The sequence below is a fragment of the Rhizobium sp. P32RR-XVIII genome (assembly GCF_012641395.1).
Taxonomy (GTDB): domain Bacteria; phylum Pseudomonadota; class Alphaproteobacteria; order Rhizobiales; family Rhizobiaceae; genus Rhizobium.
Genome location: NZ_JABAIH010000006.1, coordinates 170,264 through 196,777, shown reverse-complemented (window position 1 = coordinate 196,777; position 26,514 = coordinate 170,264). Strand labels below are relative to the sequence as shown.

Annotated in this window: 23 protein-coding genes, 1 tRNA gene and 1 pseudogene; 12 read left to right on the top strand and 13 right to left on the bottom strand. The window is 59.4% G+C overall.

From position 1 onward, the window contains the following. Positions 1–21 precede the first annotated feature (21 nt). Together HGP14_RS19195 and gltB are read right to left on the bottom strand one after the other, a co-directional pair. Positions 22–1,476, bottom strand: coding sequence for a glutamate synthase subunit beta (locus HGP14_RS19195; protein WP_168831475.1), 1,455 nt, complete (start codon positions 1,474–1,476; stop codon positions 22–24). A 223-nt stretch (positions 1,477–1,699) separates the two neighbouring features. Next, entirely contained in the window at positions 1,700–6,421 is a 4,722-nt protein-coding gene (gene gltB, locus HGP14_RS19190) for a glutamate synthase large subunit (protein WP_168831474.1), read from the bottom strand. Positions 6,422–6,940: 519 nt separating this feature from the next. On the opposite strand from gltB, the gene HGP14_RS19185 reads away from it, so the two are divergent. Beyond that, positions 6,941–7,993 carry a low specificity L-threonine aldolase gene (locus tag HGP14_RS19185; RefSeq protein ID WP_168831473.1) on the top strand — a complete coding sequence of 351 codons (1,053 nt, stop codon included), beginning with the start codon at positions 6,941–6,943 and terminating at the stop codon, positions 7,991–7,993. Between the two features lie 275 nt (positions 7,994–8,268). On the opposite strand, the pseudogene HGP14_RS19180 reads toward HGP14_RS19185, so the two are convergent. Beyond that, a pseudogene (locus HGP14_RS19180) lies at positions 8,269–10,752 on the bottom strand (arylsulfatase). Between the two features lie 418 nt (positions 10,753–11,170). Between HGP14_RS19180 and HGP14_RS19175 the strand changes: the two are divergent. Next, a complete protein-coding gene (locus HGP14_RS19175) occupies positions 11,171–11,677 on the top strand; it encodes a BA14K family protein (protein ID WP_168831472.1) in 507 nt (168 codons plus the stop codon). 33 nt (positions 11,678–11,710) lie between these two features. Here HGP14_RS19175 and HGP14_RS19170 read toward each other — a convergent pair whose 3' ends face one another. Next, entirely contained in the window at positions 11,711–12,574 is an 864-nt protein-coding gene (locus HGP14_RS19170; RefSeq protein WP_168831471.1) for a LysR family transcriptional regulator, read from the bottom strand. Between the two features lie 92 nt (positions 12,575–12,666). Between HGP14_RS19170 and HGP14_RS19165 the strand changes: the two genes are divergently transcribed. Further along, entirely contained in the window at positions 12,667–13,671 is a 1,005-nt protein-coding gene (locus HGP14_RS19165; protein WP_168831470.1) for a bile acid:sodium symporter family protein, read from the top strand. Between the two features lie 31 nt (positions 13,672–13,702). On the opposite strand, the gene HGP14_RS19160 is transcribed toward HGP14_RS19165, so the two are convergent. After that, positions 13,703–14,914 (bottom strand): MFS transporter, encoded by a 1,212-nt coding sequence (locus tag HGP14_RS19160; RefSeq protein WP_246704510.1) that lies wholly within the window; start codon positions 14,912–14,914, stop codon positions 13,703–13,705. A gap of 106 nt (positions 14,915–15,020) precedes the next feature. Between HGP14_RS19160 and HGP14_RS19155 the strand changes: the two genes are divergently transcribed. Next, positions 15,021–15,392 carry a helix-turn-helix transcriptional regulator gene (locus HGP14_RS19155; protein ID WP_168831469.1) on the top strand — a complete coding sequence of 124 codons (372 nt, stop codon included), beginning with the start codon at positions 15,021–15,023 and terminating at the stop codon, positions 15,390–15,392. A gap of 123 nt (positions 15,393–15,515) precedes the next feature. Here HGP14_RS19155 and HGP14_RS19150 read toward each other — a convergent pair whose 3' ends face one another. Then, positions 15,516–15,983 (bottom strand): Hsp20 family protein, encoded by a 468-nt coding sequence (locus HGP14_RS19150; protein ID WP_168831468.1) that lies wholly within the window; start codon positions 15,981–15,983, stop codon positions 15,516–15,518. Positions 15,984–16,381: 398 nt separating this feature from the next. On the opposite strand from HGP14_RS19150, the gene HGP14_RS19145 reads away from it, so the two are divergent. Continuing rightward, positions 16,382–17,356 carry an alpha/beta fold hydrolase gene (locus tag HGP14_RS19145; protein ID WP_168831467.1) on the top strand — a complete coding sequence of 325 codons (975 nt, stop codon included), beginning with the start codon at positions 16,382–16,384 and terminating at the stop codon, positions 17,354–17,356. A 12-nt stretch (positions 17,357–17,368) separates the two neighbouring features. On the opposite strand, the gene hisN is transcribed toward HGP14_RS19145, so the two are convergent. Both hisN and HGP14_RS19135 read right to left on the bottom strand, forming a co-directional pair. Then, positions 17,369–18,142 carry a histidinol-phosphatase gene (gene hisN / locus HGP14_RS19140; protein ID WP_168831466.1) on the bottom strand — a complete coding sequence of 258 codons (774 nt, stop codon included), beginning with the start codon at positions 18,140–18,142 and terminating at the stop codon, positions 17,369–17,371. Between the two features lie 245 nt (positions 18,143–18,387). Then, on the bottom strand, positions 18,388–19,269 hold the full coding sequence (locus tag HGP14_RS19135) for an N-formylglutamate amidohydrolase (RefSeq protein WP_168831465.1): 882 nt from the start codon (positions 19,267–19,269) through the stop codon (positions 18,388–18,390). 188 nt (positions 19,270–19,457) lie between these two features. On the opposite strand from HGP14_RS19135, the gene cpdR1 reads away from it, so the two are divergent. The 3 genes from cpdR1 (at position 19,458) to HGP14_RS19120 (ending at position 20,629) form a co-directional block, all read left to right on the top strand. Continuing rightward, entirely contained in the window at positions 19,458–19,820 is a 363-nt protein-coding gene (gene cpdR1 / locus HGP14_RS19130) for a response regulator CpdR1 (protein WP_007527565.1), read from the top strand. An 84-nt stretch (positions 19,821–19,904) separates the two neighbouring features. After that, a tRNA-Val gene (locus tag HGP14_RS19125) sits at positions 19,905–19,979 on the top strand. A 431-nt stretch (positions 19,980–20,410) separates the two neighbouring features. After that, positions 20,411–20,629, top strand: a complete 219-nt coding sequence (locus HGP14_RS19120; protein ID WP_168831464.1) for a hypothetical protein — start codon at positions 20,411–20,413, stop codon at positions 20,627–20,629. Between the two features lie 194 nt (positions 20,630–20,823). Here the strand turns inward: HGP14_RS19120 and HGP14_RS19115 are convergent, their stop codons facing one another. Next, positions 20,824–21,024 carry a hypothetical protein gene (locus tag HGP14_RS19115; RefSeq protein ID WP_168831315.1) on the bottom strand — a complete coding sequence of 67 codons (201 nt, stop codon included), beginning with the start codon at positions 21,022–21,024 and terminating at the stop codon, positions 20,824–20,826. Between the two features lie 429 nt (positions 21,025–21,453). Next, complete coding sequence (locus HGP14_RS36250) at positions 21,454–21,588, bottom strand: hypothetical protein (RefSeq protein WP_281408103.1); 135 nt, start codon at positions 21,586–21,588, stop codon at positions 21,454–21,456. Between the two features lie 288 nt (positions 21,589–21,876). Between HGP14_RS36250 and HGP14_RS19110 the strand changes: the two genes are divergently transcribed. Both HGP14_RS19110 and HGP14_RS19105 read left to right on the top strand, forming a co-directional pair. Beyond that, positions 21,877–22,074, top strand: coding sequence for a CrpP-related protein (locus tag HGP14_RS19110; RefSeq protein ID WP_168831463.1), 198 nt, complete (start codon positions 21,877–21,879; stop codon positions 22,072–22,074). Positions 22,075–22,272: 198 nt separating this feature from the next. Continuing rightward, on the top strand, positions 22,273–22,749 hold the full coding sequence (locus HGP14_RS19105; RefSeq protein ID WP_168831462.1) for a hypothetical protein: 477 nt from the start codon (positions 22,273–22,275) through the stop codon (positions 22,747–22,749). A gap of 19 nt (positions 22,750–22,768) precedes the next feature. On the opposite strand, the gene HGP14_RS19100 is transcribed toward HGP14_RS19105, so the two are convergent. Then, the gene (locus HGP14_RS19100; protein ID WP_168831461.1) at positions 22,769–23,470 is read right to left on the bottom strand and encodes a hypothetical protein; all 702 of its coding nucleotides are present in this window, start codon (positions 23,468–23,470) and stop codon (positions 22,769–22,771) included. A 204-nt stretch (positions 23,471–23,674) separates the two neighbouring features. Between HGP14_RS19100 and HGP14_RS19095 the strand changes: the two genes are divergently transcribed. After that, positions 23,675–24,187, top strand: a complete 513-nt coding sequence (locus HGP14_RS19095; RefSeq protein WP_168831460.1) for an MgtC/SapB family protein — start codon at positions 23,675–23,677, stop codon at positions 24,185–24,187. Positions 24,188–24,468: 281 nt separating this feature from the next. Here the strand turns inward: HGP14_RS19095 and HGP14_RS19090 are convergent, their stop codons facing one another. Then, a complete protein-coding gene (locus HGP14_RS19090) occupies positions 24,469–24,696 on the bottom strand; it encodes a hypothetical protein (protein WP_168831459.1) in 228 nt (75 codons plus the stop codon). Positions 24,697–25,105: 409 nt separating this feature from the next. Between HGP14_RS19090 and HGP14_RS19085 the strand changes: the two genes are divergently transcribed. Beyond that, the gene (locus HGP14_RS19085; protein ID WP_168831458.1) at positions 25,106–26,215 is read left to right on the top strand and encodes a DUF475 domain-containing protein; all 1,110 of its coding nucleotides are present in this window, start codon (positions 25,106–25,108) and stop codon (positions 26,213–26,215) included. A gap of 106 nt (positions 26,216–26,321) precedes the next feature. On the opposite strand, the gene HGP14_RS19080 is transcribed toward HGP14_RS19085, so the two are convergent. Further along, positions 26,322–26,492 carry a hypothetical protein gene (locus tag HGP14_RS19080; RefSeq protein WP_168831457.1) on the bottom strand — a complete coding sequence of 57 codons (171 nt, stop codon included), beginning with the start codon at positions 26,490–26,492 and terminating at the stop codon, positions 26,322–26,324. Positions 26,493–26,514: the final 22 nt, after the last annotated feature.

The following is a 26,514-nucleotide window of genomic DNA, read 5'->3' as shown; positions in this document are numbered from 1 at the left end:
TTGTCGCTCTTGCCTGCAGTTTCAGCGCGGCAGGACCGTCGAACCCATCAGCGCTTCATCGATCGCGCGAGCTGCCTGGCGGCCTTCGCGAATCGCCCAGACGACCAGCGACTGGCCGCGGCGAACGTCGCCTGCCGTCCAGAACTTGTCGATTGAGGTTTTGTAGTCCGTGTCGTTCGCAACGACATTCGTCGAGCCGCGGCGGTCGGTATTGAGCGCCAGCTTGCCGTCGAGTTCCTTGAGCACGCTACCGGTGAACGGTCCTCGGAAGCCGATGGCGATGAAGGCGAGATCCGCCTTGATGACGAACTCCGTGCCAGCAATCGGCTTGCGGCGCTCATCGACTTCGCAGCACTTGACGCCGGTGAGTTGACCGTCTTCGCCAATGAATTCGAGCGTGGCAACCTGGAACTCGCGGACCGCGCCTTCGGCTTGCGAGGAGGAGGTGCGCATCTTCGTTGCCCAGAATGGCCAAACGGCGAGCTTGTCTTCCTTTTCCGGCGGCTGCGGGCGGATGTCGAGCTGGGTGACCTTCACCGCACCCTGACGGAACGCCGTGCCGACACAGTCCGACGCGGTATCGCCACCGCCGACGACGACGACATGCTTGGCGCCCGCCAGAATCGGGTCCGACGCCCAGCCGACGCTGTCGATGTTTTCGCGGCCGAGGCGCTTGTTCTGCTGCACGAGGTACGGCATCGCATCATGGACGCCGGCCAGATCGGTGCCCGGGATTCCCGCCTCGCGTGGCGTTTCGGAGCCGCCGCAATAGAGCACCGCGTCGTAGTCGGCGAGGAGTTGCTCAACCTTGATGTCCACGCCCACGTTGGCGCCGCAATGGAAGGTAACACCTTCGCCTTTCATCTGCTCGACGCGGCGGTCGATGAAGTTTTTCTCCATCTTGAAGTCGGGAATGCCGTAACGAAGCAGGCCGCCTGGGCGGCTTTCGCGTTCGTAAACATGCACGTCATGACCGGAACGGCCGAGTTGCTGCGCCGCGGCCATCCCTGCAGGACCTGAACCGATGATCGCGACTTTCTTCCCGGTATGAACAGTCGCCGGCTGCGGGCGGATGAAGCCGAGTTCGTAAGCCTTGTCGGCGATTGCCTGCTCGATCGTCTTGATCGCGACCGGCGTATCTTCGAGGTTCAGCGTGCAAGCCTCCTCGCACGGCGCCGGGCAGACGCGTCCGGTGAACTCCGGGAAGTTGTTGGTCGAATGCAGGTTCTGGATCGCCGCTTCCCAGTTGTTGTTATAGACGAGGTCGTTCCAGTCCGGAATCTGGTTGTGCACCGGGCAGCCGGTCGGCCCATGGCAATAGGGGATGCCACAGTCCATGCAGCGTGCTGCCTGTTTCTGAACTTCCTGGTCCGACATCGGGATCGTGAATTCGCGGAAATGCCGGATGCGATCCGAGGCAGGCTGATACTTCGCTACCTGCCGGTCGATTTCCAGAAACCCTGTGACCTTACCCATATTTTCGTCCCTTACACTCATGACCGCCTCGCCTGCGGCCAGTTGTCCATCGTCAGCCTCGACAGCGGAGGCAGGTTGCTTCTTTCGACCGTCATCAAAGATATCCCTTGAGTGCTATCCACACGTCTGCGCTGCCTGAGGCTGCTGCCGATCTGTGGGCCATTGAGATATTTTGGTCATCCGCCGCGCCGGTCTGTGCCGGCGCCGCGGATCATCAGCGCAATTATTCGGCCGCAGTTCCCATGCGGCTTCGCTCCATTTCCTCGAGTGCACGGCGGTACTCGACCGGCATGACCTTGCGGAATTTCGGGCGGTAGTCGGCCCAGTTGTCCAGTATCTGCTTGGCGCGGGTGGAACCCGTGTAATGCAGGTGGTTGGAGATCAACTGATAGAGGCGCTCCTCGTCATGACGCGTCATGTCACCGGAGACGTCGACGCGCCCCTTGTGCATCAGGTCGCCGCCGTGATGATGCAGCTTCTCCAGCATGTCGTCCTCTTCCGGAACCGGCTCGAGCTCGACCATGGCCATGTTGCAGCGTTTCGCGAAGTCACCCTGCTCGTCGAGAACATAGGCCACGCCGCCGGACATACCTGCCGCGAAGTTGCGGCCGGTTCCGCCGAGCACGACAACGACGCCACCCGTCATATATTCGCAGCCGTGGTCACCCACGCCTTCGACGACAGCGATCGCGCCGGAGTTACGCACCGCGAAGCGCTCGCCCGCGACACCACGGAAGTAGCATTCGCCTTCGGTCGCGCCGTAGAGCACGGTGTTGCCGACGATGATCGACTCTTCCGCAACGATCTTGGAGTTCTCCGGAGGACGGACGATGATCTTGCCACCCGAAAGCCCCTTGCCGACATAGTCGTTTCCGTCGCCGATGAGGTTGAAGGTGATGCCACGCGCCAGGAACGCGCCGAACGACTGACCGGCAGTACCCTTGAGCGTCACCTTGATCGTATCGTCTTTCAGCCCGCGGTGATTATAGCGCTTGGCAACTTCACCGGACAGCATCGCGCCCGCCGAACGATCGACGTTCTTGATGTCTACTTCGAAGGCGACCGGCGTCTTTGAGGAGAGCGCAGGTTCGGCCTTCTCGATCAGCTTGCGGTCGAGAATGTCGTCGATCGGATGCTTCTGACGGGTCGTCCAGAAAGTCTCTTCCTTGGCGGCATCGACCTTGTGGAAGATCCGGCTGAAGTCGAGGCCCTTGGCTTTCCAATGCGCCAGCATCTCGTCCTTTTCGAGCAGCTCCGAGGCACCAATGATGTCATCGAGCTTGGTGAAGCCGAGCGAGGCTAGGATTTCGCGCACTTCATTGGCGACGAAGAAGAAGTAGTTGATGACGTGCTCAGGCGTTCCCCTGAAGCGCTTGCGCAGAACCGGATCCTGCGTCGCAACCCCTACCGGACAGGTGTTGAGGTGGCACTTGCGCATCATGATGCAGCCGGCGGCGATCAGCGGCGCGGTCGCAAAGCCGAACTCGTCGGCGCCGAGAAGCGCACCGATAATGACGTCGCGGCCGGTCTTCAGGCCACCGTCGACCTGCAGGGCAATGCGCGAGCGGAGGCCGTTCAGCACCAGCGTCTGCTGGGTTTCGGCAAGGCCGATTTCCCAGGGCGAACCCGCATGCTTCAGAGAGGTGAGCGGCGAGGCACCCGTGCCGCCGTCGAAGCCTGCGACCGTAATGTGGTCTGCGCGCGCCTTGGCGACGCCGGCGGCAACCGTGCCGACGCCGACTTCCGAGACGAGCTTGACCGAGACATCCGACGTCGGGTTGACGTTCTTCAGGTCGTAGATCAGCTGCGCCAGATCCTCGATCGAATAGATGTCGTGGTGCGGCGGCGGCGAAATCAGGCCGACGCCCGGCGTCGAGTGGCGGGTCTTGGCGACCGTGGCATCGACCTTGTGGCCAGGCAGCTGACCGCCCTCGCCGGGCTTGGCACCCTGCGCCACCTTGATCTGCAATACGTCCGCGTTGACCAGATATTCGGTGGTGACACCGAAGCGCCCCGACGCGATCTGCTTGATCGCCGAGCGTTCCGGGTTCATCGAGCCGTCGGAGAGCGGCATATAGCGGTCGGACTCTTCGCCGCCCTCGCCGGTGTTCGACTTGCCGCCGATCTTGTTCATGGCGATCGCGAGCGTCGTATGCGCCTCACGGCTGATCGAGCCGAAGGACATCGCACCCGTCGAGAAGCGCTTGACGATTTCGGCGGCCGTCTCGACCTCATCGACCGAGACGGGCTTGCGTCCGAGCTGTTCGGCGCTCTTGACCTTGAACAGGCCGCGAATGGTGTTCATGCGCAGCGCCGAGGTGTTCACCATTTCAGAGAATTCGCGGTAGCGATCCTCGGCATTGCCGCGGACAGCATGCTGGAGGGCGGCGACCGCATCCGGCGTCCATGCGTGGCTCTCCCCGCGCATGCGGTAGGCGTACTCGCCGCCGATATCGAGCGTGCTCGCCAAGAGCGGATCACGACCGAAGGCCGCGTTGTGGCGTGCAACGGTTTCGGCAGCGATTTCTTCGAGACCGACACCTTCGATCATCGTTGCCGTGCCGAAGAAATACTTGCTGACGAATTCCGACTGCAGGCCGATTGCGTCGAAGATCTGCGCTCCGCAATAGGACTGGTAGGTCGAAATACCCATCTTCGACATGACCTTGAGGATGCCCTTGCCGACCGCCTTGATGTAGCGGTAGACGATTTCGCTGGCGTCCACCTCCTTGGGGAATTCACCCTTCGCATGCATGTCGAGCAGCGTGTCGAAGGCGAGATAGGGGTTGATCGCTTCCGCGCCATAGCCTGCGAGCAGGCAGAAATGGTGCACTTCGCGCGGCTCGCCGGTTTCGACGACAAGGCCGACCGAGGTACGAAGCCCCTTGCGGATCAGGTGATGGTGCACGGCAGCCGTTGCGAGCAGGGCCGGGATCGCGATCCGGTCCGGGCCGACCTGACGGTCGGAGAGCACGATGATGTTGTAGCCGCCCTTGACGGCCGCTTCGGCGCGCTCGCACAGACGGTCGAGCATCTCAGGCATGCCTTCGGCGCCGCGTTCGACGTCATAGGTGAAGTCGAGCGTCTTGGTGTCGAAGCGGTCTTCCGTGTGCCCGATGGAGCGGATCTTTTCCAGATCGCCGTTCGTCAGGATCGGCTGGCGCACTTCGAGGCGCTTGGCGTTTGCCATGCCCGTATGGTCGAGAATGTTCGGGCGCGGGCCGATGAACGAGACGAGGCTCATGACAAGCTCCTCGCGGATCGGATCGATCGGCGGGTTCGTCACCTGCGCGAAGTTCTGCTTGAAATAGGTATAGAGCAGCTTCGACTTGTCGGACATGGCCGAGATCGGCGTATCCGTGCCCATCGAGCCGATCGCCTCCTGACCCGTCGTCGCCATCGGCGACATCAGGATCTTGGTGTCTTCCGTCGTGTAGCCGAAGGCCTGCTGGCGGTTGAGCAGCGAAACGTCACGGCGCAACGCCCGCGGCTCGACGGGCTTCAGGTCCTCGAGAATGAGCTGCGTGCGATCGAGCCAACTGCGGTAAGGATGCTTGGTCGCGAGTTGCGACTTCACCTCGTCATCCGAGATGATGCGACCTTCCTCTATGTCGATCAGCAGCATCTTGCCGGGCTGCAGGCGCCATTTCTGGATGATGTTTTCCTCCGCGACCGGCAGCGTACCGGCTTCCGAGGCGAGGATGACGCGATCGTCGTTGGTGACGAGATAACGGGCGGGTCGCAGGCCGTTGCGGTCCAGCGTAGCGCCGATCTGTTTTCCGTCGGTGAACGCAACGGCGGCCGGACCATCCCACGGCTCCATAAGCGCAGCGTGGTATTCGTAGAATGCCTTGCGCTCGGCCGCCATCGACTGGTTGCCAGCCCAGGCTTCCGGGATCAACATCATCACCGCATGGGCGAGCGAATAACCGCCGCGCTGCAGGAATTCGAGCGCGTTGTCGAAGCAGGCGGTGTCCGACTGTCCCTCATAGGAGATCGGCCACAGCTTGGAGATATCGTCGCCGAAGAGCGGCGAGGACACGGATGCCTGGCGCGCCGCCATCCAGTTGACGTTGCCGCGCAGCGTGTTGATTTCGCCATTATGGGCGACCATGCGGTAGGGGTGCGCCAGCTTCCACGACGGGAAAGTGTTGGTGGAGAAGCGCTGGTGCACGAGCGCCACCGCGCTTTCGAAACGCGGGTCCGACAGGTCCTTGTAGTAAGCGCCGACCTGGTAAGCCAGGAACATGCCCTTATAAACGACCGTCGCCGACGACAGCGACACCGGGTAGAAGTTGCTCTCCTCGCCGTCGAATTCGTCGTAGATGCGGTTAGAGATCACCTTGCGCAATGTGAAGAGACGGCGCTCGAACTCGTCGTTCGTCGCGGCATCCTTGCCGGCGCCGATGAAGACCTGCACGTGATGCGGCTCGGTTGCGGCGATCTCAGGCGCCTTGGAGAGCGACGAGTTGTCGACCGGAACGTCACGCAAGCCGAGGAAAACCTGGCCTTCCTCGGCGATGACGTCCTTGATCACCTTCTTGAAGTGTTCGATCTGCTGCTCGTCTCGCGGCATGAAGATATGGCCCATGCCATATTCGCCCACCTTCGGCAGGATGACGCCCTGCTTCGCCATTTCCTCGCGGAAGAAGCGGTCGGGGATCTGCACGAGAATGCCCGCGCCGTCACCCATCAACGGATCAGCGCCGACGGCACCGCGATGGGTCAGGTTTTCGAGAATGAAGAGACCGTCCTTGACGATCTGGTGCGACTTCTGACCCTTCATATGCGCGACGAAGCCGACACCGCAGGCGTCGTGCTCGTTGCGCGGATCGTAGAGCCCCTGTTTTCGCGGCAGGCCGGAGGCGGGTTTACGCGTGTTGGCCGTTGCGCGCACGTCTGCTGCTGCGAACCGGTCAAAACCCGTGGATGGCGTCTTCGTCATCTTTCCCTCCTGTCAGAGCCCGCGATCGGGCGGCTTTTCGTCGTGCACCGTCCCTGTCTGGTTCGGCACGCGACAGCGCTGTTGCATTGTGAAGATCCGGTCGCGTAAGTCCGCTCAAAAGCGATCTATCGCTCCGCGCCTGCCAGTCGCCTTGCGCTGCCAAGGCTGCGCTCGGGTGGACTATAGCGTGAAACCCCACGAAGGTCAGGGGTTTCGGCGCCTCTTCGGCCGTAAAGGCCAAAATAGGACAGCAACCCTGTCCTAATTCATCAGTTCTATGCCAGAAACCTGTCCACTTCGCAAGAGCGTTCGATTAAAAAATCGTCAATCTGCGACGGAAGATTGCCAGGCACCGCGGAATCGCGAAATAAAATTACCGTGCATCGCCGTATTTTGTTTATTGATTGCGGAATTCAATTTTTGTGATGCATTGCGAGGCAGATGCTTGATCGCGTGAAGCTTTGGCGTAATGTCCTTTGCCGAACGTGCCCTTACCCCATCTTTTCCCCACGGTTTTCCATGTTTTTTGCTTCTGATAACTGGGCTGGCGCCCATGAATCCATTTCCAAACGTCTACTCACCGCTTCTGCCGGTTTCGCTTCGGCATACGGAACCAGCGATCTCGATAAAAAGGTCGAGAATCGCTTTTCCGAAGTCTTCGAGCGTGACGTCGCTGTCTTTTTTGTCGCAACCGGCACGGCTGCAAATTCTCTTTCCCTGGCGAGCGTCCAGCGCCCCGGTGGAATCACGTTCTGCCACTCGGAAGCCCACGTCATCGAGGACGAATGCGGAGCACCGGAATTTTTCTCCGACTCGGCCCGCCTGGTTGCCGTGCCGGGAGAGTCCGGCAAAATCGATCCGGCAAAACTCTCGGCAAGAATCGCAAGTTTCCCTGAAGATGCCGTGCACCATGGCCGCGCCAGCGCGGTAACCATCACCCAGGCGACCGAAATCGGTACGGTCTACTCTCTGCCTGAAATCGGAGAGATTTCCGCCATCGCAAAGAAGCGCAGTCTGCCGCTCCATATGGACGGCGCGCGCTTCGCCAATGCGCTCGTTGCACTTGGCGCAACGCCCGCCGAGATGACATGGAAACGCGGCGTGGACATGCTTTCCTTCGGCGGCACAAAGAACGGCTGCTGGTGCGCGGAGGCGATCGTCTTCTTTAACCCGGAACAGGCGAAGGAAATGCCCTTCATCCGCAAACGCGCCGCACAGCTCTTCTCCAAGTCACGCTTCATCGCCGCCCAGTTCGACGCCTATTTCGAGAACAATCTCTGGCTCGATCTAGCCCGCCACTCGAACGGCATGGCCGACAGGCTTCGTTCCGGCATCGGCGCCAGCAATTCTGCCCGGCTTGCCTGGCCGACCGCTTCCAACGAGGTCTTTGCTGTTATTAGCAGGAGTGCGGCCAAAACCGCCGAGGAAAAGGGCGCGAAGTTCTACGAATGGCCAGTCCCGGCTGCAACTCCGGAACTCGTCGGCAATAATGAGACGCTGGTCCGCCTCGTCACCAGCTTCGCCACGACAGAAGCCGACGTCGACGGCTTCCTGAAATGCCTGGCGGCATAAAGCCGGCAAGGCTAGTTTTGATGACCATACATGGCGGATTGCGGCGCACCGTGATCCGCCTTTTCCGCTTCGTGCCCGATCAAAACGATCACCATTACACAGGCCACCAGGCCTGAAATGAATAGTGCTCCATACATCATCGGTCCGTCCTCCCTCGCCCCGAGCGACGACCATTGCAAGCTTCTAATGTACGAGCCGGAATCTAACCAAACAGCTAAGTGACAGGGTTGAGAGGGGCTTAAAACCGCAAGCGGCCGGTTAACCTCTAACAGCGACTACTGCGGTCCAGCCTGCATGTGATGGATCGGTTTGCCGTCCACAGCGATAGCTTCTGAAGCCTGCAGTTTCTTGATGTCCTCCTCGGAAAGTGTCGGTCGGTCTACCTTGAGCGTGAGCTTGTTGAGCTTGGCCGTCAATGCAAACGGCGGTTGGTAATCGGCGTCGTTGACGCCGGTCAGCGTGTCGGAGCCGATGTCGAAACTCTCATCCCACTGCAGAATCATGGGCAGTGTGCGCTGCATTTCCTGGGTGGCCACGACTTTGCCATCCACCTTGAGGGTGCCGGTTCCAGGTCGGCCGAGGCCGCTCATATTGTTGTACGCAAGCGTCCCGGTTCCAAGGCCGTCATACTTGAAATCGAATTCTATGGTATGCCGGCCGGGCGTCAGCGCGTCCGGGCCTTCCCACTTGACGCGCTTGAGGTCGACCAGGTTCCAAAGGAAGACCGGCTTGCCCTTCAACAGGTAGAAGCCGTAACCGGCGAAGCGCCCGCCCGAGGTCAGGATCATGCCCTCCGCGCCGCCTTGGGGCACATCGATGTCCGCGGTGATGGCGTACGAGCTATTGAGGATGGAGGGAGAGTCGCCTTGCGGCAGGCCGACCATCGGGACGGTGTAGGTGAACTCCATCCGCCCGGCGGTGATGTTCGGGCGCGGCGCGACGATGCGGGCTGCCACCGAGGCATCCATGGGGAAGACCTGATGCTTCCTCGCCTCCGCGATGAACAGTTCCTTAAGTTCCTTGACCTTGTCGGGATTCTGGTCGGCAAGGTTCTGCGACTGGCTGAAGTCCTTGCTCAGATCGTAAAGTTCCAGCACCTGGTTGTTCAGCGGGTCGGGATTGGCGGCGCCGAAGGCTTCCCACGGCGCGCGGTTCACCTTCGTGCTGAGCAACCAGCCATCATTGTAGAGCGCCCACTGGCCCATCATTTCGAAATACTGGGTCTTGTGCCGTGACGGCGCCTTGGCGTTTTTCTCATCGAATGTATAGGCGAAGCTGGTGCCCTCGATCGGCGCTTGCTTGATCCCGTCGACCATTTCTGGGGCGGGTATCCCCGTTACTTCGAGGATCGTCGGCACCACGTCGATGACGTGCGTGAACTGCTGGCGCAGCCCGCCCTTGTCGCTGATGCGCGCCGGCCAGGAGACCGCCATGTTCTGCCCGATGCCGCCGAGCCTGGAGGCGTTCTGTTTGAACCATGTGAAGGGCGTATCGAAAGCCCAGGACTAACCCGCGGACATGTGGTTGTAGGTCTGTTCGGTGCCCCAGACATCGTACCACTTCATCTGGACGTCTGTTGGCATCTCGTTGATGCCGTTGAAGAACGCGACCTCGTTGGGTGTGCCGAGGGGACCACCCTCCGCACTCGTGCCGTTGTCGCCGTTGATATAGATGACGAGCGTATTGTCGAGCTTGCCCATGTCGTCGATGGTCTGGATGACACGCCCGATTTCGTGATCGCTGTAGCCGACATAGGCAGCGAAGACGTCGGCCTGTCTGATGAAGAGCTTCTGGTCCTGCGGCGTCAGGTCATCCCAGTTCTTGATGATCTGCGTTGGCCAAGCCTCCAGCTTCGTATCCTGGGGGATCACTCCCAGCCTCTTCTGGTTCTCGAATATCTGCTCGCGCAGCTTGTTCCAGCCCTGGTCGAAGAGATGCATGCTGCCGATCTTGTCCACCCACTCCTTTGTCGGATGATGCGGTGCGTGCGTCGCGCCCGGCGCGTACTTCATGAAGAAAGGTCTGTCGGGCGACGTCTGGTTTAAGCGGCTCAGGTATTCGATCGCGTCATCCGCCATTCCCGTAACCAGGTTCCATCCCGGCTTGCCCTCGAAGGGGTAGATCTGGGTGGTGTTGCGGAACAGGTTCGGCTGCCACTGGTTGGCGTCGCCACCGACGAAGCCATAGAAGTATTCGAAGCCCATGCCGGTCGGCCACCTATCGAAGGGGCCGATCGAGCTGGCGGCAAAGGCCGGGGTATTGTGGTCCTTGCCGAACCAGGAAGTGGCGTAGCCGTTGTCGCGGAGGATCCGGCCGATGGTCGCTTTGTCCTCGGGGATGATGCTGTTATAGCCCGGGAAACCCGTGGATTGCTCGGAGATTACGCCGAAGCCGACCGAATGGTGGTTGCGCCCGGTAATCAGGGCGGCCCGCGTCGGCGAGCACAGTGCGGTGGAGTGAATGTTGTTATAGCGCAGCCCGTCGTTGGCGATGCGATCCATGGTAGGTGTCGGAATCACGCCACCAAAGGTGCTCGGCACACCAAATCCCGCATCATCCGTGATGATCAGCAAGATGTTGGGCGCCCCCTTCGGAGGCACGATACGCGGCGCCCACCATGGCTTTGACTGCAAGGCATCATCCGTGATCACGCCGCCGAATTTCGGATCCGGCGCTGGCAGTTGTTTTCCGTCGATCGCCGTCGTGGCGCCCGGTGAGCCGAGCGTGCCGGTACTTTGGACTTCTGCGGCATTCGCCATGCCGCCCAATGCGGTTACTGTCGTTAAGCCAAGCGCACACGCGAGACGCCTATACAGCTTCGGGCACATTGTTGATCTCCCCTCTTGAGAGGTATCCGCGACGGCGGTTCAGGAGTTTTGCTCAATGACTGCATATATCGAGGCCATATCTGGACGCGCTTGCGCACAGATTCCCGAACGGTCTACGGGGCTCCCCTAGTTCCCAAATTGGCGGCGCAAGTCTACATCACTGCCCGAGTGGTTCAATTAGATAATTCTAATAAAAGGGGCCACTGACTGTTTGTGGAGTGCTGGTAGCGGCTCCTGCGGACCAAATGGGTCAGTAGTGGCACCTATTGCTGCCTCAGTTCCTTTAAATTCCTCACCTGCGGGAACTTTTCGGGAACAATTTCATTGATAACTAAAAAGGTGAAAAGCGATGAAAAAGTTAGCTGTCGTGTTCATCTCAGGTGTGACTGCCTTTACCAGCGTACTGCCTGCCGAGGCATTTCCTGCGATCAACCTCGCCAAGCCGAAAGTCGTATCGAACATAGAGCAGGTTCGGGATGGCGATTGGAGCGGATGGAGCAACTTCGCTAGGCGCCGCTATCTTAAGAGCTGGCGCGGCAATCGCGGCTCATATTATGGCAGTAACCGTGGGTATCGTGGCTACCGCTATAACAACTATTATGGGCACCGGTACCATCATCATAATGACGATAACGACGCCGCCGCCATCATCGGCGGACTGGCGCTGGGTGCGATCGTCGGTGGGGCGTTAGCTCAGCCCTACTATTCTGCCCCCTACTATGGCCCACCGTCCTCTGCGTATGGCGGGAATTCTCATACAAGCTGGTGCTACAGCCGATATCGCTCCTATAGGGCCTGGGACAACACGTTCCAGCCGTACTATGGCCCGCGCCGGCAGTGTATTTCGCCTTTCTAATCAGCAGAAACAAACCCGCCACCCGGCGGGTTTTTATTCCTGTGGAGTCGATCGCAACCGCCGCACCTTGCCGAGGATGTCGTCCGACAGCGCCGCGACAAGCGCCTGATCGGCGCCCTTGCGCGGCACCAGCACGAATTCCACATCTTCCAGTGCCGGCAGCCTCGCCGTGCTGATTTCTTTCAATCCCGATGGGGCCATGCTGCGTGGCTGCACCAGTAGGCCCATTCCGGCCCGTGCGGCCGCCGTCAGGCCGCTCAGGCTGCCACAGGTACAGACGATCCGCCAAGGCACCTGCTTTTGGCTGAGGGCTTCCAGGGCAATGCTCCGCGTGACGCTGGGCGCCGGAAAGGCGATGAGCGGCAGCGGCGTCTGTGCCAACACATATTCGGGATCGCGGGCCAGCCAGACCAGCGGCTCGCGATAGATAAGCCGCCCGCGCGCATCGCCGAGACGGCGTTTGGCAAGCACCAGATCGATCTCGCCGTTGTCCTGCATCTCATAAAGCGCGCCCGACAATGCTACCGTAAGCTCGAGGTCCACCGACGGATGCGACCGCACGAAGTCCTCCAGGACCGCCGAAAGCTGGCTCGTTACAAAATCTTCCGAGACGCCGAGGCGAAGCCGGCCGCGCAGACGAGTGCTCTTGAACAGTGCCTGCACCTCGCCTTCGATGGAAAGCATCGTTCGGGCGTGTGAGAGCAAGGCTTCGCCATCTGCCGTGAGAACGACCCTATGAGTGTCGCGCGCCAGGAGCTTGCGACCGAGCGCGGTCTCAAGCCGCTGGATATGCTGGCTGACTGTCGATTGCCCGAGGCCGAGACGCTCGGCCGCGAGCGTGAAGCTGCCCATTTGTTCGACGGCAACAAAGCTGCGCAGCTGCGTAAGATCAAGCATGACAATCTCGATTCACGATAACTGTTATTCCTTGCATCCTGAATCATAATTTGAGACAAGGCAATGAACTTCTGGAGTACAGAGATAACTTCATGCGCCGCTTTTTGCCCGACACATTTACAATCCTGCTCGTTTGCACCGTCATCCTTGCCTCGCTCCTTCCGGCAAGCGGCACCTTTGCCAACTACTTCGGCGACGCCACGACGCTGGCCATCGCGCTGCTCTTCTTTCTGCATGGCGCGCGCCTCTCCCGCGAAGTCGTCATCGCAGGCCTCCTGCACTGGCGGCTGCACATCGTCATTCTTCTGACGACATTCGCCGTGTTCCCGCTGCTCGGCATGGCGCTCGGCTTCATTCCGGAGTCAATCCTGCCGAAGCCGCTTTACCTCGGCATCCTCTTTCTTTGCGTCCTGCCGTCCACGGTTCAGTCTTCGATCGCCTTTACCTCTATGGCAGGCGGCAACGTGCCCGCGGCGATCTGCTCCGCATCGGCTTCGAACATCTTCGGCATGTTCCTCACGCCGCTGCTCGTCGGCCTGCTCTTTTCGGTCAGCGGCCATGGCGGCTTCTCTTGGGACGCTTTGCAACAGATCCTGCTGCGGCTCCTCGCTCCATTCATCGTCGGCCAGGTTCTGGAGCCTTGGATCGGCGGCTGGATCCGTTCGAAGAAGAAAATCCTGATGCCTGTCGACCGAGGCTCGATCCTGATGGTCGTTTACCTGGCCTTCAGCACGGCAGTCGTCGAGGGTCTGTGGCACACCTTCTCGCCGCGAGACATCGCCGTCGTCATTGTTCTCGACACGCTGCTGCTCGCTTTCGTACTCGCCTTCACCATGCACGGCAGCCGCCTTCTCGGCTTCAACAAGGCCGACGAGATCACCATCACTTTCTGCGGCTCGAAAAAGAGCCTGGCAAGCGGTGTACCGATGGCAAGCGTGATTTTCGCCGGCCAGTCGATCGGCGCTATCGTTCTGCCGCTGATGCTCTTCCACCAGATCCAGTTGATGGTCGGCGCCGTGATCGCCCAGAAGTACGCGGCTGCGGCAGCACGACGGATAACCGAAGATAAGGTCGCCGCGGCAACCGAAGCCGCGTAGGCAACCTCCAGCGAACAGTGCGCCAAGCTCCCTACTCCTTCGTCAAGCGGGCGGCGACAAACGCCGCGCCGCCAACCGCGACTGCGGCGAGAAGGGTCGCGAACGCCGTGGCGCCCGCAGCAAAGCCTGTCAGATCGATGAGATAGCCTGTCGCGACGGGCAGCAATCCGGCCGGGATGTATCCGCCGAAATTGAGAACCGCATTGGCCTCGGCGCGACGATGGGCCGGCACATGCAGGCCGATCAGCGTCAGCCCGCCCAATTGTCCGAGCCCCTGCCCGGCACCCGCCAGTAGCGCGGCGGCGACCAATATAGTTGCGATCGAGCCGTTCACTGCAACCACAATGCCCAACATGGAAAGGACGGTCGCCGCCGATCCTATTATGAAGATCGTTCTGACCGAGAGGCGGCGGACGGCGAACTGAACGCCTGTCGCCGTCAGGAACATGGCGCAGGCCATGCCTCCGGCTACAAGCGGGCTGGTTACATCGAGCAGCCGCGAAAGGAGTGACGGACCGAGCGACAGCACAAAAGATGTTGCCGTAATACCGGGACCGAACACTGCTATTCCGAAGGCAAGGTGCTTGCGGTTTGGCTGTGGCACGCCCGGCAGACGCAGCCGCCAGCCGTCACTCGGCGCTGAACGCTTCAGCGGCAGGATTGCGATTGCGATGAATGCGCTGACGAGTATGAGGAACTCCGCCGCAAAAATCGGCAATACGGGCTGCGAAAGTACCTGTGCCGAGGCACCAGCGAGCAGCGGACCGAGGCCAGCCCCCAGAACCATTGCCACGGACGCCGCAAGAGATGCGGATTTTCGGCGCTCCGGGCCGCCCAGATCGACGACCGACGCCATCCCGGCCGACACAATCACGCCAATGGCAATGCCTGACAACAGGCGTGCGATCACCAGCATTGCCACGGATTCTGCCGCGGCGAACAGGAGACAGGCCGCCATCGCCGCGAGGAGACCCGGGATCAGAACCGGTTTGCGCCCATACCGGTCGGAAAGCTGTCCGGCGACGAGCAACGCAAGCAATAGGCCGAAGATATAAGCCGCGAAGATAACAGTGAGGGTTGCTGACGAAAAACCAATCTCACCCTGCCAATGGACATAGAGGGGCGTCGCAGAGTTCGAGAGGATGAAAACCGCCGTTACGATCCAGGCCGCGGCCCACATGCGCCATGGGGGCGCCTCTGCGGCAGATAAGGGATCGGCATCTGATTGGGATTGGACTGTCATGATGAAAACGACTCCGATTGTACGATCTTTTTCGTACTATAATAGTTCGAGATAATTCGTACAATATGGTTCGACAAAAGTCGTACATGGTGCTATAGATGCCTGCATGTCCAAACAGCACATCGCCATCGAAGATCCCGCGCACCATCGGCCCCCGGCCTTGCCGGAACCAGCAATTGATGAATTGCGATTGGAAACGGTCATGGGGGCGCTCGCCGACCCTCTGCGCCTCACCATCATTCGTAGGCTGCTGTTGGAGTCGGAAGACTACGACCATACCTGCGGGTGGTTCAGTTTCGACCGGCCGAAATCCTCTTTGACACACCACTTCAAGGCGCTGCGCGAGGCTGGTCTCATCCGCCAGCGGCAATATGGCCTTGAGCGTCGCAGCCGCATCCGCGCCGAAGACCTGAACGAACGCTTTCCGGGCCTGCTTGATCTCGTGGCGGAATGGACGCCCGCCGCGCCAGTCAAATAGCCGCATCCGAGATGGCGGCGGGTACAGGGATAGGGGAACCGGTCCATCCGGCCTGACCGCCCGGCAATAAAAAAACGGCGCTCAAACGAGCGCCGCTGCTTATCCTGTCCTCAGAGGGATCGGTTAGTTCGCGACCTGAGCCTCGATAGCCTTCGGCGCGCTTACCGGCTCTGCAGCAATCGCGATCTTGCGAGGCTTCATGGTTTCCGGAATGCTGCGAAGAAGGTCGATGTGAAGCAGGCCATTCTTCAGCGAAGCCGCCGTCACCTCAACATGGTCGGCAAGCTGGAAGCGGCGCTCGAAGGCGCGCTTGGCGATGCCGCGATAGAGGAATTCGCTGCCTTCCGCATTTTCTTCGCTCTTTTCACCCTTGACGGTCAGAGCGTGAGCCTGAGCTTCGATCGAGATTTCGCTTTCATCGAAACCAGCAACGGCCATGGTGATGCGGTAGGTGTTTTCGCCGGTGCGCTCGATGTTGTAGGGCGGATAGGTCTGCCCCTGATCCGGCTGAGCAAGGCTGTCGAGCATCGTGAAAAGACGATCGAAACCGACGGTGGAACGATAAAGGGGAGAGAAGTCTACGTGACGCATTGTGTCCTCCTGGGAAGCGACGTGTTGCGATAAATATGCCCCGAAACCCCATATTCGGCAGCTTCAGGACGGTTCCGCGGACCCGTTTGGCGCCCGCAAAATTGAGATGGTGATGGTCTTTCCGAAGTTCAAGACCTCTTCAAAGCAGGGTGAACGGGGCATGAACGCAAGGTTCGGCGTCTGTTCAGCAGTGCATCTGTAAATTCCACATTGTCGGGTATTAAAACTGGCCCGATGGCTGAAGTGCATCGTCCCTTCTTCTTCAGTCCGCCTTATGGCCGGCGCCGGGTACTCCTCAATTGCCCCGCCGGTCTCTTTTTATCCGTACTGTCCCTTAGCAGTTGATTTTCAGTGGCCGTTGATTATGCCTACGATCAGGCGGCATCGAAAGCAGGCTCATGGACAGCGTCCTCATCTCGACACCTGATAACCCGGTCCTGGAAAACTGCACCGAAGGCTACTTCGAGACGCATGACGGATGGAAGCTGCGCTACGCAGTGTTTCGGTCCGACGCTTCGGTCGCGAAGGGTACCGTCGTCATCCTTCAGGGGCGCAACGAGTACATAGAGAAGTATTTTGAGACGATCCGCGATCTGACGGCAAGAGGCCTCTGGGTTGCGACCTTCGATCTTCGCGGCCAGGGCGGCTCGCCGCGGCTCATCAAGAAGCGCCAGCATGGCCACGTGCGGCGCTTTTCCGACTATGAGCGCGACCTCGACACCTTTCTGGAAAAGGTGGTACTGCCCGACACCCGCCTACCGTTCTATTTGCTCGGCCATTCGACCGGGGGCCTGATTGCGCTTTCGGCTGCGCCTTATCTTGGAACACGCATCGAGCGCATGGTGCTGTCCGCGCCGTTCCTTGGCCTGATCGGCCAGGTCGCGTCCACTGCAACCATCCGCCGTCTCGCCGCCACGGCCTGCTCGCTCGGCCTTGGATCGCTGCCGTTGGCCCGCAAAATGCCGGAGCTGCCGTTCCGCGACAATCCGCTTACCTCCGACGAGGTGCGTTTCGAGCGGAACATCACGATGATGAAGGAGCATCCGGAACTGATGCTCGGTCCGCCGACTGCGCGCTGGCTGCGTGAATGCTTCACGACGATCGACAAGGTCCTGACGCCGAACCACCTTTTCTCGATCAACATCCCGACGGTCGTCATTGCCCCGACCCGCGACGGCGTCGTGCCCTACATCGCGCAGGAGCGGCTCTCCCGCTATTTCCGTGCGGGTCAGCTCGTGCCCGTCAACGGCGCCCGGCATGAGATTTTTCAGGAGCGCGACGTCTATCGCGCAGCCGCACTGGCAGCGTTCAACGCCTTTATTCCGGGCAGCGATGCCGAGGCCGTTGAAAAGGTCGAGGGGATCGGCGTTTGAGCGGGTAGAGGCCTAGCGCTGCAGGAGCGCAAGCGCCTGCTCGTAAACGGCACGACTGCCGGCGGCAATGATCGAGCCGCCGTTTTCCGGCCGCCCGCCGTCCCATGTGGTCACGATGCCGCCGGCATTCTCGATCACCGGAATGATCCCGCCGACATCGTAGGGCTTGAGACCGTTTTCGATCACGAGATCGACATGGCCGGCCGCAAGCAGTGCATAGGCATAGCAATCGATGCCGTAGCGGAAGAGCCGGACTTGGCTTTCGACCTTGCGATAGCTGTCCATTTCTTCGCCGGTAAAGAGATGCGGCGAGGTGGTGAAAAGGATCGCGTTGGAAAGCGTGCCGCAATCGCGCGTCGTCAACCGCCGTTCGCCCTCCGGCCCTGAATAGATGGAGCCATTTTGATCGGCAAAATAGCGTTCACCGGTGAACGGCTGTTCGATCATGCCCATGATGGCCCGGCCGTTCTTCTGCAGCCCGATCAGCGTTCCCCAGACCGGCAGGCCGGAAATGAAGGCGCGCGTTCCATCGATGGGGTCGATCACCCAGACATATTCGCGATCGAGGCCCATATTGCCGTGTTCCTCGCCAAGAATGCCATGGTCCGGAAAATGCTCTTCGATCAGTTTTCGGATTGCGGCTTCCGCCGCCTGGTCCCCCTCGGTGACGGGGTCGAAGCCGCTTGAAAGCTTGTTCGTGACGTCAAGGCCGGAGCGGAACCGTGGCAGGGTTTCCGCCTTCGCGGCTTCCGCCAGGCGATTGAAGAACGAGCGGTCGGGAAGCATGAGACATCCGTTTTCTGGCGATAGTGCCGCTTTTCATAGCGGAACTGCCTTCGAATGCAACTGCACTAAGCAAGGCGCCAATAGCTGCCCAATTTTTTTGCAGTGCAAAATGATGATTGACAATTGTGCAACGCAGCAATACTCTCCTCATGCAGTCTCTCGACTGTAAATACCCTCCTTGGGTGTTTCCTCCCTAGACTCGCCGCGCTGCACAGCGCGGCTCTTTTTTGACCGCTGTTGGCAGCTCACTCGGCCGCAAGTGCCGTGTCGGACGCGAATTGCTGCACATAGCTCGCCATCTGCTGCATGAAACCCGTAACGGCATTAACGATCAGCGGGAAGTCGGCGCGCTTTTCCAATGTGACTTCATCGACGTAGATGGCCCGGTTCACTTCGATCTGCAGCGCATGCAAACCCCGCGAGGGGCGGCCGTAGTGCTCGGTAATGAAGCCCCCGGCATAGGGTTTGTTGCGGATCGCCGTAAAGCCCATTTCCTCGAGGATACTGATCGCCGTCCGCGACAGCTCCGCCGAGGCACTGGTGCCGTACCGGTCGCCGATGATGAAGTCCGGCCGCGCATTGCTGCCTGCGACACGCACATTGCCGGGCATCGAATGGCAATCTATCAACACGCCAAAGCCGAACTGCACATGGGTACGCGCGATCAAGCGGCGCAACGCGGCGTGATAAGGCTTGTAGACGCTCTCGACGCGGTCGAGCCCCTCCTCCACCCTGAGCCGCCGTGCATAGATTTCCATATTCTCGGCAACGATCCGCGGAATCGTCCCCAGCCCGCCTGCGACACGCAGCGAATTGATGTTCGCATAGGGCGGCAAGAGCCCCTCGAACATGCGCGGATCGAGCTCATAAGGCTCGCGGTTTACATCGAGATAGGCGCGCGGGAAGTTGGCGAGAAGCAGAGGCGCGCCGAGCAGACTGGCTGCTGCAAAGAGCTCGTCGACATAGTGATCCTCCGATCGGCGGATGGAAATGCCTTCGAGCCGCGACTGGGCGATAAATTCCGGTGGATAAATACGGCCACTATGTGGAGAGTTATAAACGAATGGAATGGTCTGCGACACGGGCTCACGGATCTCAAAAAGCTCGTATTCGCGGATTTCCGGCACCTTTTTCCCTCTTAACCATGTGATCGGACGGCTGCTTCGCCCATGTTGCCAGTTGCGTTAGCTCAAGTCCATACTATGGATAGGGGATGACAGCCACGGCTAGCCAATTCACCGGTTGTTTACCGGGCAAAGTCTAGTGTAAATGGCTGGAACCTCCCACCAAAACCTATTCACCATCGGTCTGGATAATGACTCAGAAGATACTGCTCGCCGAAGACGACAACGACATGCGCCGCTTCCTCGTAAAGGCGCTTGAAAAGGCTGGTTACAAGGTTCTTTCCTACGATAACGGCGCAAGCGCTTACGACAGGCTTCGCGAAGAGCCCTTTTCGCTGCTGCTGACCGATATCGTCATGCCGGAAATGGACGGCATCGAACTCGCCCGCCGTGCGACGGAACTCGATCCGGACCTCAAGGTGATGTTCATCACCGGGTTTGCCGCCGTCGCCCTGAACCCTGATTCGAAGGCGCCGAAGGATGCAAAGGTGCTTTCCAAGCCCTTCCACCTTCGCGATCTCGTTGAAGAAGTAAACAAAATGCTTGCCGCATAAGGCATTCCGTTGGCGCGTCACAAAACTTCAAAAAAGCCTATTGACGGTTCCCAAGGTTTTGTGATCTATGCGCCGCCATCGGATGGGCGTGTAGCTCAGCGGGAGAGCACTACGTTGACATCGTAGGGGTCACAGGTTCAATCCCTGTCACGCCCACCATCCAATTACTTGATACTCAAGATGTTTTGGGCTCCTTCGGGAGCCTTTTACATATTCCCGGCGGGTTCAGCGAACCTAGGGCAAAACGATGATAGAGCACGGGCAGTGCGAGCAAGCTTTAGTCACGCTCTCGACACGATCGGCGGTTACATAGATCCCACCCGCCATTGACCACGGATGGACTGGCACTGGCATAGAGGTGATGGGGAAGGTCGGGTTTGCCCGGCCTTTTTTATTGCGACCGTTTGCCACGGGAACATTTTTGGAACTCCGTCTGTTGAAGCAGCGGACCAAACGGAGTGTAGTCCCCTATATGCTTCCCCGCCAGGTCCAGAACCGGCGCTGTTCCGAAAGGACAGCACTACGATGTCCTGTCGCATGCCATGACTCATAGCAGCCAGTGCTGCGGACGTATGAGAGGAGAATGGCAAATGATGAAAGCACTATCGCTAGCCGCTTTCGCGGCACTTATGGCCTCGTCGGCTTTCGCGGCGAATAGCTTCTACGTTGGTCACCCGGCGAAAAGCAAGAACTGCATGGTCACCGAGGTGAAACCAGACGGGAAGATGATGATGCAGGTCGGCAAGGCTCACTCGAGCAGGGCTCTTGCAGAATCTGCAATCAAATCAAGCTCTGCCTGCACGCACTAATGGGATCGGGCGCCGTCTCGCCGCAGCTGGGCAAGGCGGCGCCGCCTCGTCGACGCTCATCCTCTCCAGGTTATCCCTGTTCTGGTTCCTTCGGGAGCTCGTCCATCGTTCGCTTTACGTCCGCTGAACCTGAAAGCGAATTGGCGCTGAACACAGCATCCTGCCAGAGAACCGAGATCGACTAGATTCCAGGCTCAGGAAGAAACACTTAGCTCCAGACGAGAAGACTTCTGTTGATGCTCCCAGTTCAGCCATCCGGCCAGCTCGCGAGCCTCCTCGTCGGAAAGCATGTCCATAACCATTCCACCGACCACGGTCGCCTTGCCGGTGACCACATCGAGCACCGTCCGGTAGATATTAAGGTTGTTTTGAACGATGTACCTCTGGGTTGCCATCGGAAATACCTCTGATCGTAAAAGGGATATCATCGACCACGTGCACAAAATCCGGCGCGGCATCGTCTGGCGTGACGGGACTCGCCTTGGGAGTGAGCAAGCCGCTGCACCAGATCAGGTCACACGGTGCGATTGCCTTTGCAGGCATCTATAGAAGACCATTTTTGCAGCTTCAAATAAAGAGATGCATTCGCATCAGCCACGTTATCCAATCGTATAAAGCCTTCCTTACACAACCCTTTTAGGAATTATCCGAACGGCGTTCCGCAAACGTCCAATCCGAATCCGTGGGGAAGCGTCGCGCTGCGACAATGACGTTCATTTTCGGAGATCGGCCCAATTGGCCTTGGGCACCGAGCGGTCGCGTCTTGCTGCGCAAATCAGCGCCGCCGGCACGGCTCACACGAGGTTAAAACACCATCAAGTACTTTATTTGGTAAGCGTGGCGTCTACCGATAAAGTTGCTGCGGTCTGCAGGTCCGGCGCCTCAGGAATGGCTACGATGAAAAACATCGTGAATGCATAGACTGAGAACAGCGTCAGCACCGCGGTCAATCGAATCATTCAGTATCTCCTTATTCACAAGGAGCAGATTGACCCATCTGACCGATTTCCCAAAATGTTTTCTGAACGGGAGATGAACAAAAACTTGTTACAGGCCATTTTAACGATATTTTTACAACATATTTGGGGAGCTTGGCCGGGGGTTATAACCTGCAGGAAGGAGCTTGAATCGGGCTGTGCTCCCTTCGAGCTAATCTCGTGAATCGCAGAAACGGCGACTAACCGCTGGACATTAGCAGCAAGAAATGTTTGCCTAGGGGTCGGCTAGGTCAGCGGTTGGGTGACGCGATGGAAATCGAAGAACTGCTCGACATGCAGGAGTGCGGAATACGCGATCGGCGCCTTGGTCGCCGACTGAGCGACAATCCGATGTCGCGGCCGGAATTGATGCCGATCCGCGATGCTGCCGAGTTTGAGGCTTGGTATGCCCGCTACGAGGCTTGGCGGTTTGGCTGGTCCGTCGAGGATGCGAGCCGCCGTCACTGACGAACGTTTGATAGGCGAGATCCGTTCATCCAGCTCGAGCGGGCCGAGAGATTAAGAGGGCGACCGTCATTGACGGTCCCGCTTCCAAGAACGGGCCGCTATCCCTGCAGCGGCCCGTTTTCTTTGCACCGGCAAATTTCGGACACAGAAAGATGGCAATCCGATTCGACAAGCCAGCACGACGGGATTCCTGAAAAGATGAGACTGACAGTGATTGCAGTTGCGGCCCTTTCCGCCGTAGCTTTCGCCTCCGGCGCCAGCGCCGCCTCCCAAAACTTTCCAAGCGCCGGCGTGACGACGCTTGCAGGCAAATGCGCGAAGCTCGTCGTCGGCAAGGTCGATGCGTCGAAGGGCTGCAAGGGCGAACTCGCGAGCGTCGGACTGCCGAACGGTCAGGTGACCTTCATCTTTACCTCAGGCGGCAAGATGCTCGGCTTTCAAGGCGATGGCACCGCGATCAAGGCAGCCTCCAACGGCAATGCCCGCATTCCGCTCAATCTGGTGACGACGGGTGTCGGCGAGAAGATGACCGGGCAGGTGAAGGTGGCAGGCACCTGCACCTTCGGCAATCCCTATAGCGGCAAGCCGATCGCGATCGAATGCACCGCGGAAAGCAAGGACACGACCTTTACGGGCAGTTTCAGCACCAGCGGCAAAGCCCCGAAGCAGAAATAAGGGCCTTCAAGGCGCTATATCAGGCGCACCACCCGCCTGGGTTGGCGGCTGGTTTGCGGGCAAGCCCCTCGGCCATCAGCTGGGAGCCAAACGAAAGGCCGTTGCGCGAAATGACGCGCGGCGCACCGGCCCCGCCAGCCTTGCCTGCCGCGTTCATGACGAAGGGGCCGGCATTCAGAAGCTTCAGCAGCCTCGATTTTGCGGCAAAGCCTGCCGTCCTCTCATCGGCGCAACGGGCAGCGCCGACGTCCGGTATCACCACATCCGCAATCAGGATCTTCTCTCCCTTGTACCAGAAGGTACCGCCGTCTCCGACGCAATTGACGTGCTGGCCCTGCCCGCAATAACCGAAAGCTCCGCTGGCATTTTCCGAGAGTGCCGGTGAGCCGGCAGCAGGGGCCAGCTTCACGGGTTGAGCAGCAGGAACCGGAACGGCGGCCGGCGGCAGGACGCGCTGCGACTGCGAAGCAGGCTGTTGCCGCGACGCACTGTTGCCGACAGTAGCTTTCGGCACGTCCGGCTTGATTGCAGCAGTTATCACCGACGCATCTGGCACGCGGGAGGCAAGCATAGGCCGCACGCTCTTCCAGTTGTCGTAAAGCGCAATGCCGCCCACGGCAACGGCACCAACGAGGAGCCAGGCCAAGGGACCACCCTGGCCGCCGCGTCTTGATTTTGCCGATGATTTGCGGCGCCGGCCGCGGGTCGCTATCTTAGCCATCTGTTCCGAATCCCGTGAGGGCCGGATTATCGCCTCCCAATCCTTTCCGAAAGGTTGGCATGCAGACGCAACGTTGAAGCGTATCCGTCGCTCACGAGCTGCCCGCCTGGGCGCCAGCATTCTCGTTTTTGAGACGTCGATGAACAAATAGCGGCACAACACGTTAGCCAGCGAAGAATTTCTTCACAAGAAAGCACTCCCTCCATGGATCTGGTCTTCGCGGACATGTTTCCTCCATCCCGTATCCAGTACCCTGTAATCTTCGCGCGGCTCATCGGCGCCATTATTCTCGGCGGCATCATCGGCTTCGAGCGTGAAGCGCGCGATCACCCGGCGGGCTTGCGCACGCATATTCTGGTGAGCCTTGCAGCAGCTCTTTTCGGGATCATTGCCATTGAATCGGTCAACATACCGGGCTTCGCGAATGACCAGCAGGTTCGGATCGATCCGCTGCGCGTCATCGAAGCAGTTACGGCCGGCGTCGCCTTCCTAGCGGCTGGAATGATCGTTTTTTCCAGAGGCAGAGTGAAAGGCCTAACGACCGGCGCGGGCATGTGGCTCGCCGGCGCGATCGGCCTTGCCATGGGCTTCGGCTACTGGCCCATCGCCTTCTTCGCGACGGCAGCCGCAGTTAGCGTCCTGTTCGCCCTGGGGGTAATTGAGCGGCGGCTGGAGCATGGAAAGCAAGAGCAATTGCCACCGAAGGAAGACACATAAGAGAACCGCCCGCTTGTAGCGGGCGGTTACGTTGGCGATGAGATCAGGCGGGCTGTGCCTCCGAGCTGTGCCGCCTCGAGGCTTTCTTACTGTCGGAAGCAATATTCCAGGATGGCGTCTCTGGCTTCTTGATATCGATTCGGCTCTCCAAAGCGTCCTTGAGAGCCAGCCATTCGCTTTCGTGTTTCTTATAGATGTGCTCGGGCACGAGATTCACCGTCATAAAAACCTCACCGTTTTCATTGGTCTAGAGAAGAAAAACTGTTCCGCCGCCTTGGGATCTAGCGGCGCCGCTTGCCTGCCGCACCAACGTCAGGACCGCCCTTCGAAAGGTCGGCGCCGGAGCAATGCGCCGGGACATGGATATCGTCCATCGGCGTTTGTGGCAGTGTCAGGTCCACGTGATGCGGCGGTAGCACCTGCACCCTCTGCATGCGGTTTGGCTTTGCACGCTTCATGCGGTCTGCCGCTTCGGTGCGTTTGTCGGGAGAGTGAGTTGACGTATGCATTGCCGCCTCCGCTGGTTGCGCCGGGATCACTTTTTGCGCCGCAGATTTTTCCTGAACGTAGTCCTAACGGGTGAACGACCATAAGGTTCCCCATAAAATCTCCGCGCGCTTCACTGCGTCTTGACTGAGCCTGAAAGCTCACTACCTAGAGGCTTATCCGCGGCCAAAACGATGCGCATGGTTGCCCCCCATGCAAATGCATCGGCTTCGGATAAACACTGGTGCCGGGCCCCTCTGGCGAGAGTTTTTACGGCGCTCTCGTGATGTCGGTACCGCCTGCAGACAGCCGGCGGGATTTTCATTCCATGAAAAAGCTCACAATGCCTTGCGCGCATGTCCCTTGCGATGTGCGGCACTTCTCGACCATACTCTCATTCAAGATCGACGTCCGCACCAAAGAGGTGCGGCCATGAAGCAGTCCATCCGCAACAAATCCATGCTCGGCTATTTTCGCTGGGCCTTCATCGTAACGGCTCTCGGGCTTGCGCTGGGCGCTTTGTTGGGCTGGCAGTCCACCGGCACGATCGGCGGCATGGCGAGCGTCTTCTTCATCTGCACGGTGCTGGCCGTGCTGGAGATTTCCCTCTCCTTCGACAACGCCATCGTCAACGCCAACAAGCTCAAGGAAATGACGCCGGTCTGGCAGCATCGGTTCCTGACCTGGGGTATCGTTATTGCCGTCTTCGGCATGCGCATCATCTTCCCGCTGGCAATCGTCGCGATTGCTGCAAAAATCGGCCCGATCGATGCGCTCGTCCTTGCAGCGCGGCAGCCGGGTGAATATGCGCGCATCATGCACGAGGCCCATCTGCCGATCGCAGCCTTCGGCGGAACCTTTCTTCTGATGGTCGGCCTTTCGTACTTCTTCAATCACGAGAAGGACGTCCATTGGATTGCCTCGCTTGAGAAGCTGATGTCCCGCGGCGCGACAATCAAGGGTATCGAGATCGCCTTCGTTCTCCTGCTGATCATCGTCTTCGCCTCGCTGCTCGAAGGCGATCAGGCGACGACGTTTGTCTATAGCGCGATGTACGGTCTTCTGACATTCCTTGCGGTCGAGGTGATCGGCGGACTGCTGGATGCTTCACAGAAGGCGATGACCGAGGCAGCGCGCGGTGGTCTCGGAGCGTTCATCTATCTGGAGGTGCTGGATGCGAGCTTCTCATTCGATGGCGTCATCGGCGCCTTCGCTCTGACGCAGAACCTCTTCATCATCGCCATTGGTCTCGGCATCGGCGCCATGTACGTGCGCTCGATGACGATCATGCTCGTCGAAAAGAGAACGCTGACGCATTACCGATACCTGGAGCACGGCGCGTTCTACGCGATCCTGATCCTTGCGATCATCATGTACGTCCAGACCCTCTTCCACATTCCAGAGGTCATCACCGGTCTCGGCGGCGCAGCCCTGATCGGCATATCGCTCTGGTCTTCGATCCGCCATAACAAGCGGCATGGCCGCGACGACCATGCAGAAGCGGAAGCACGTGTTCCGGCCAGAAAGCGGGTGGAAGCCTGAGACACATAAACCCGCAGCGTTTCGTGCGCTGCGGCCCGCCCAAGCAAAAATAAAGCCCGCGACCAACCGGTTGCGGGCTGTTTCATGTGTGATTGGATCCGAGTTGTTAGCGGCCGATATGGCCGAAGATCTTCGGATCGATACCAAGGACGTTGAGGTCCTGAGCCTTCGGACGGCGGCCAGATTCACATGCGGCGCTTACAGCAGTTGCTGCGCCAATGACTGCGAACGCGCGGCCGAAGAAACCTTCACGAACGGACTTACGGTAGGAGGACATTTGTCTTTCTCGCTTTAGCTTC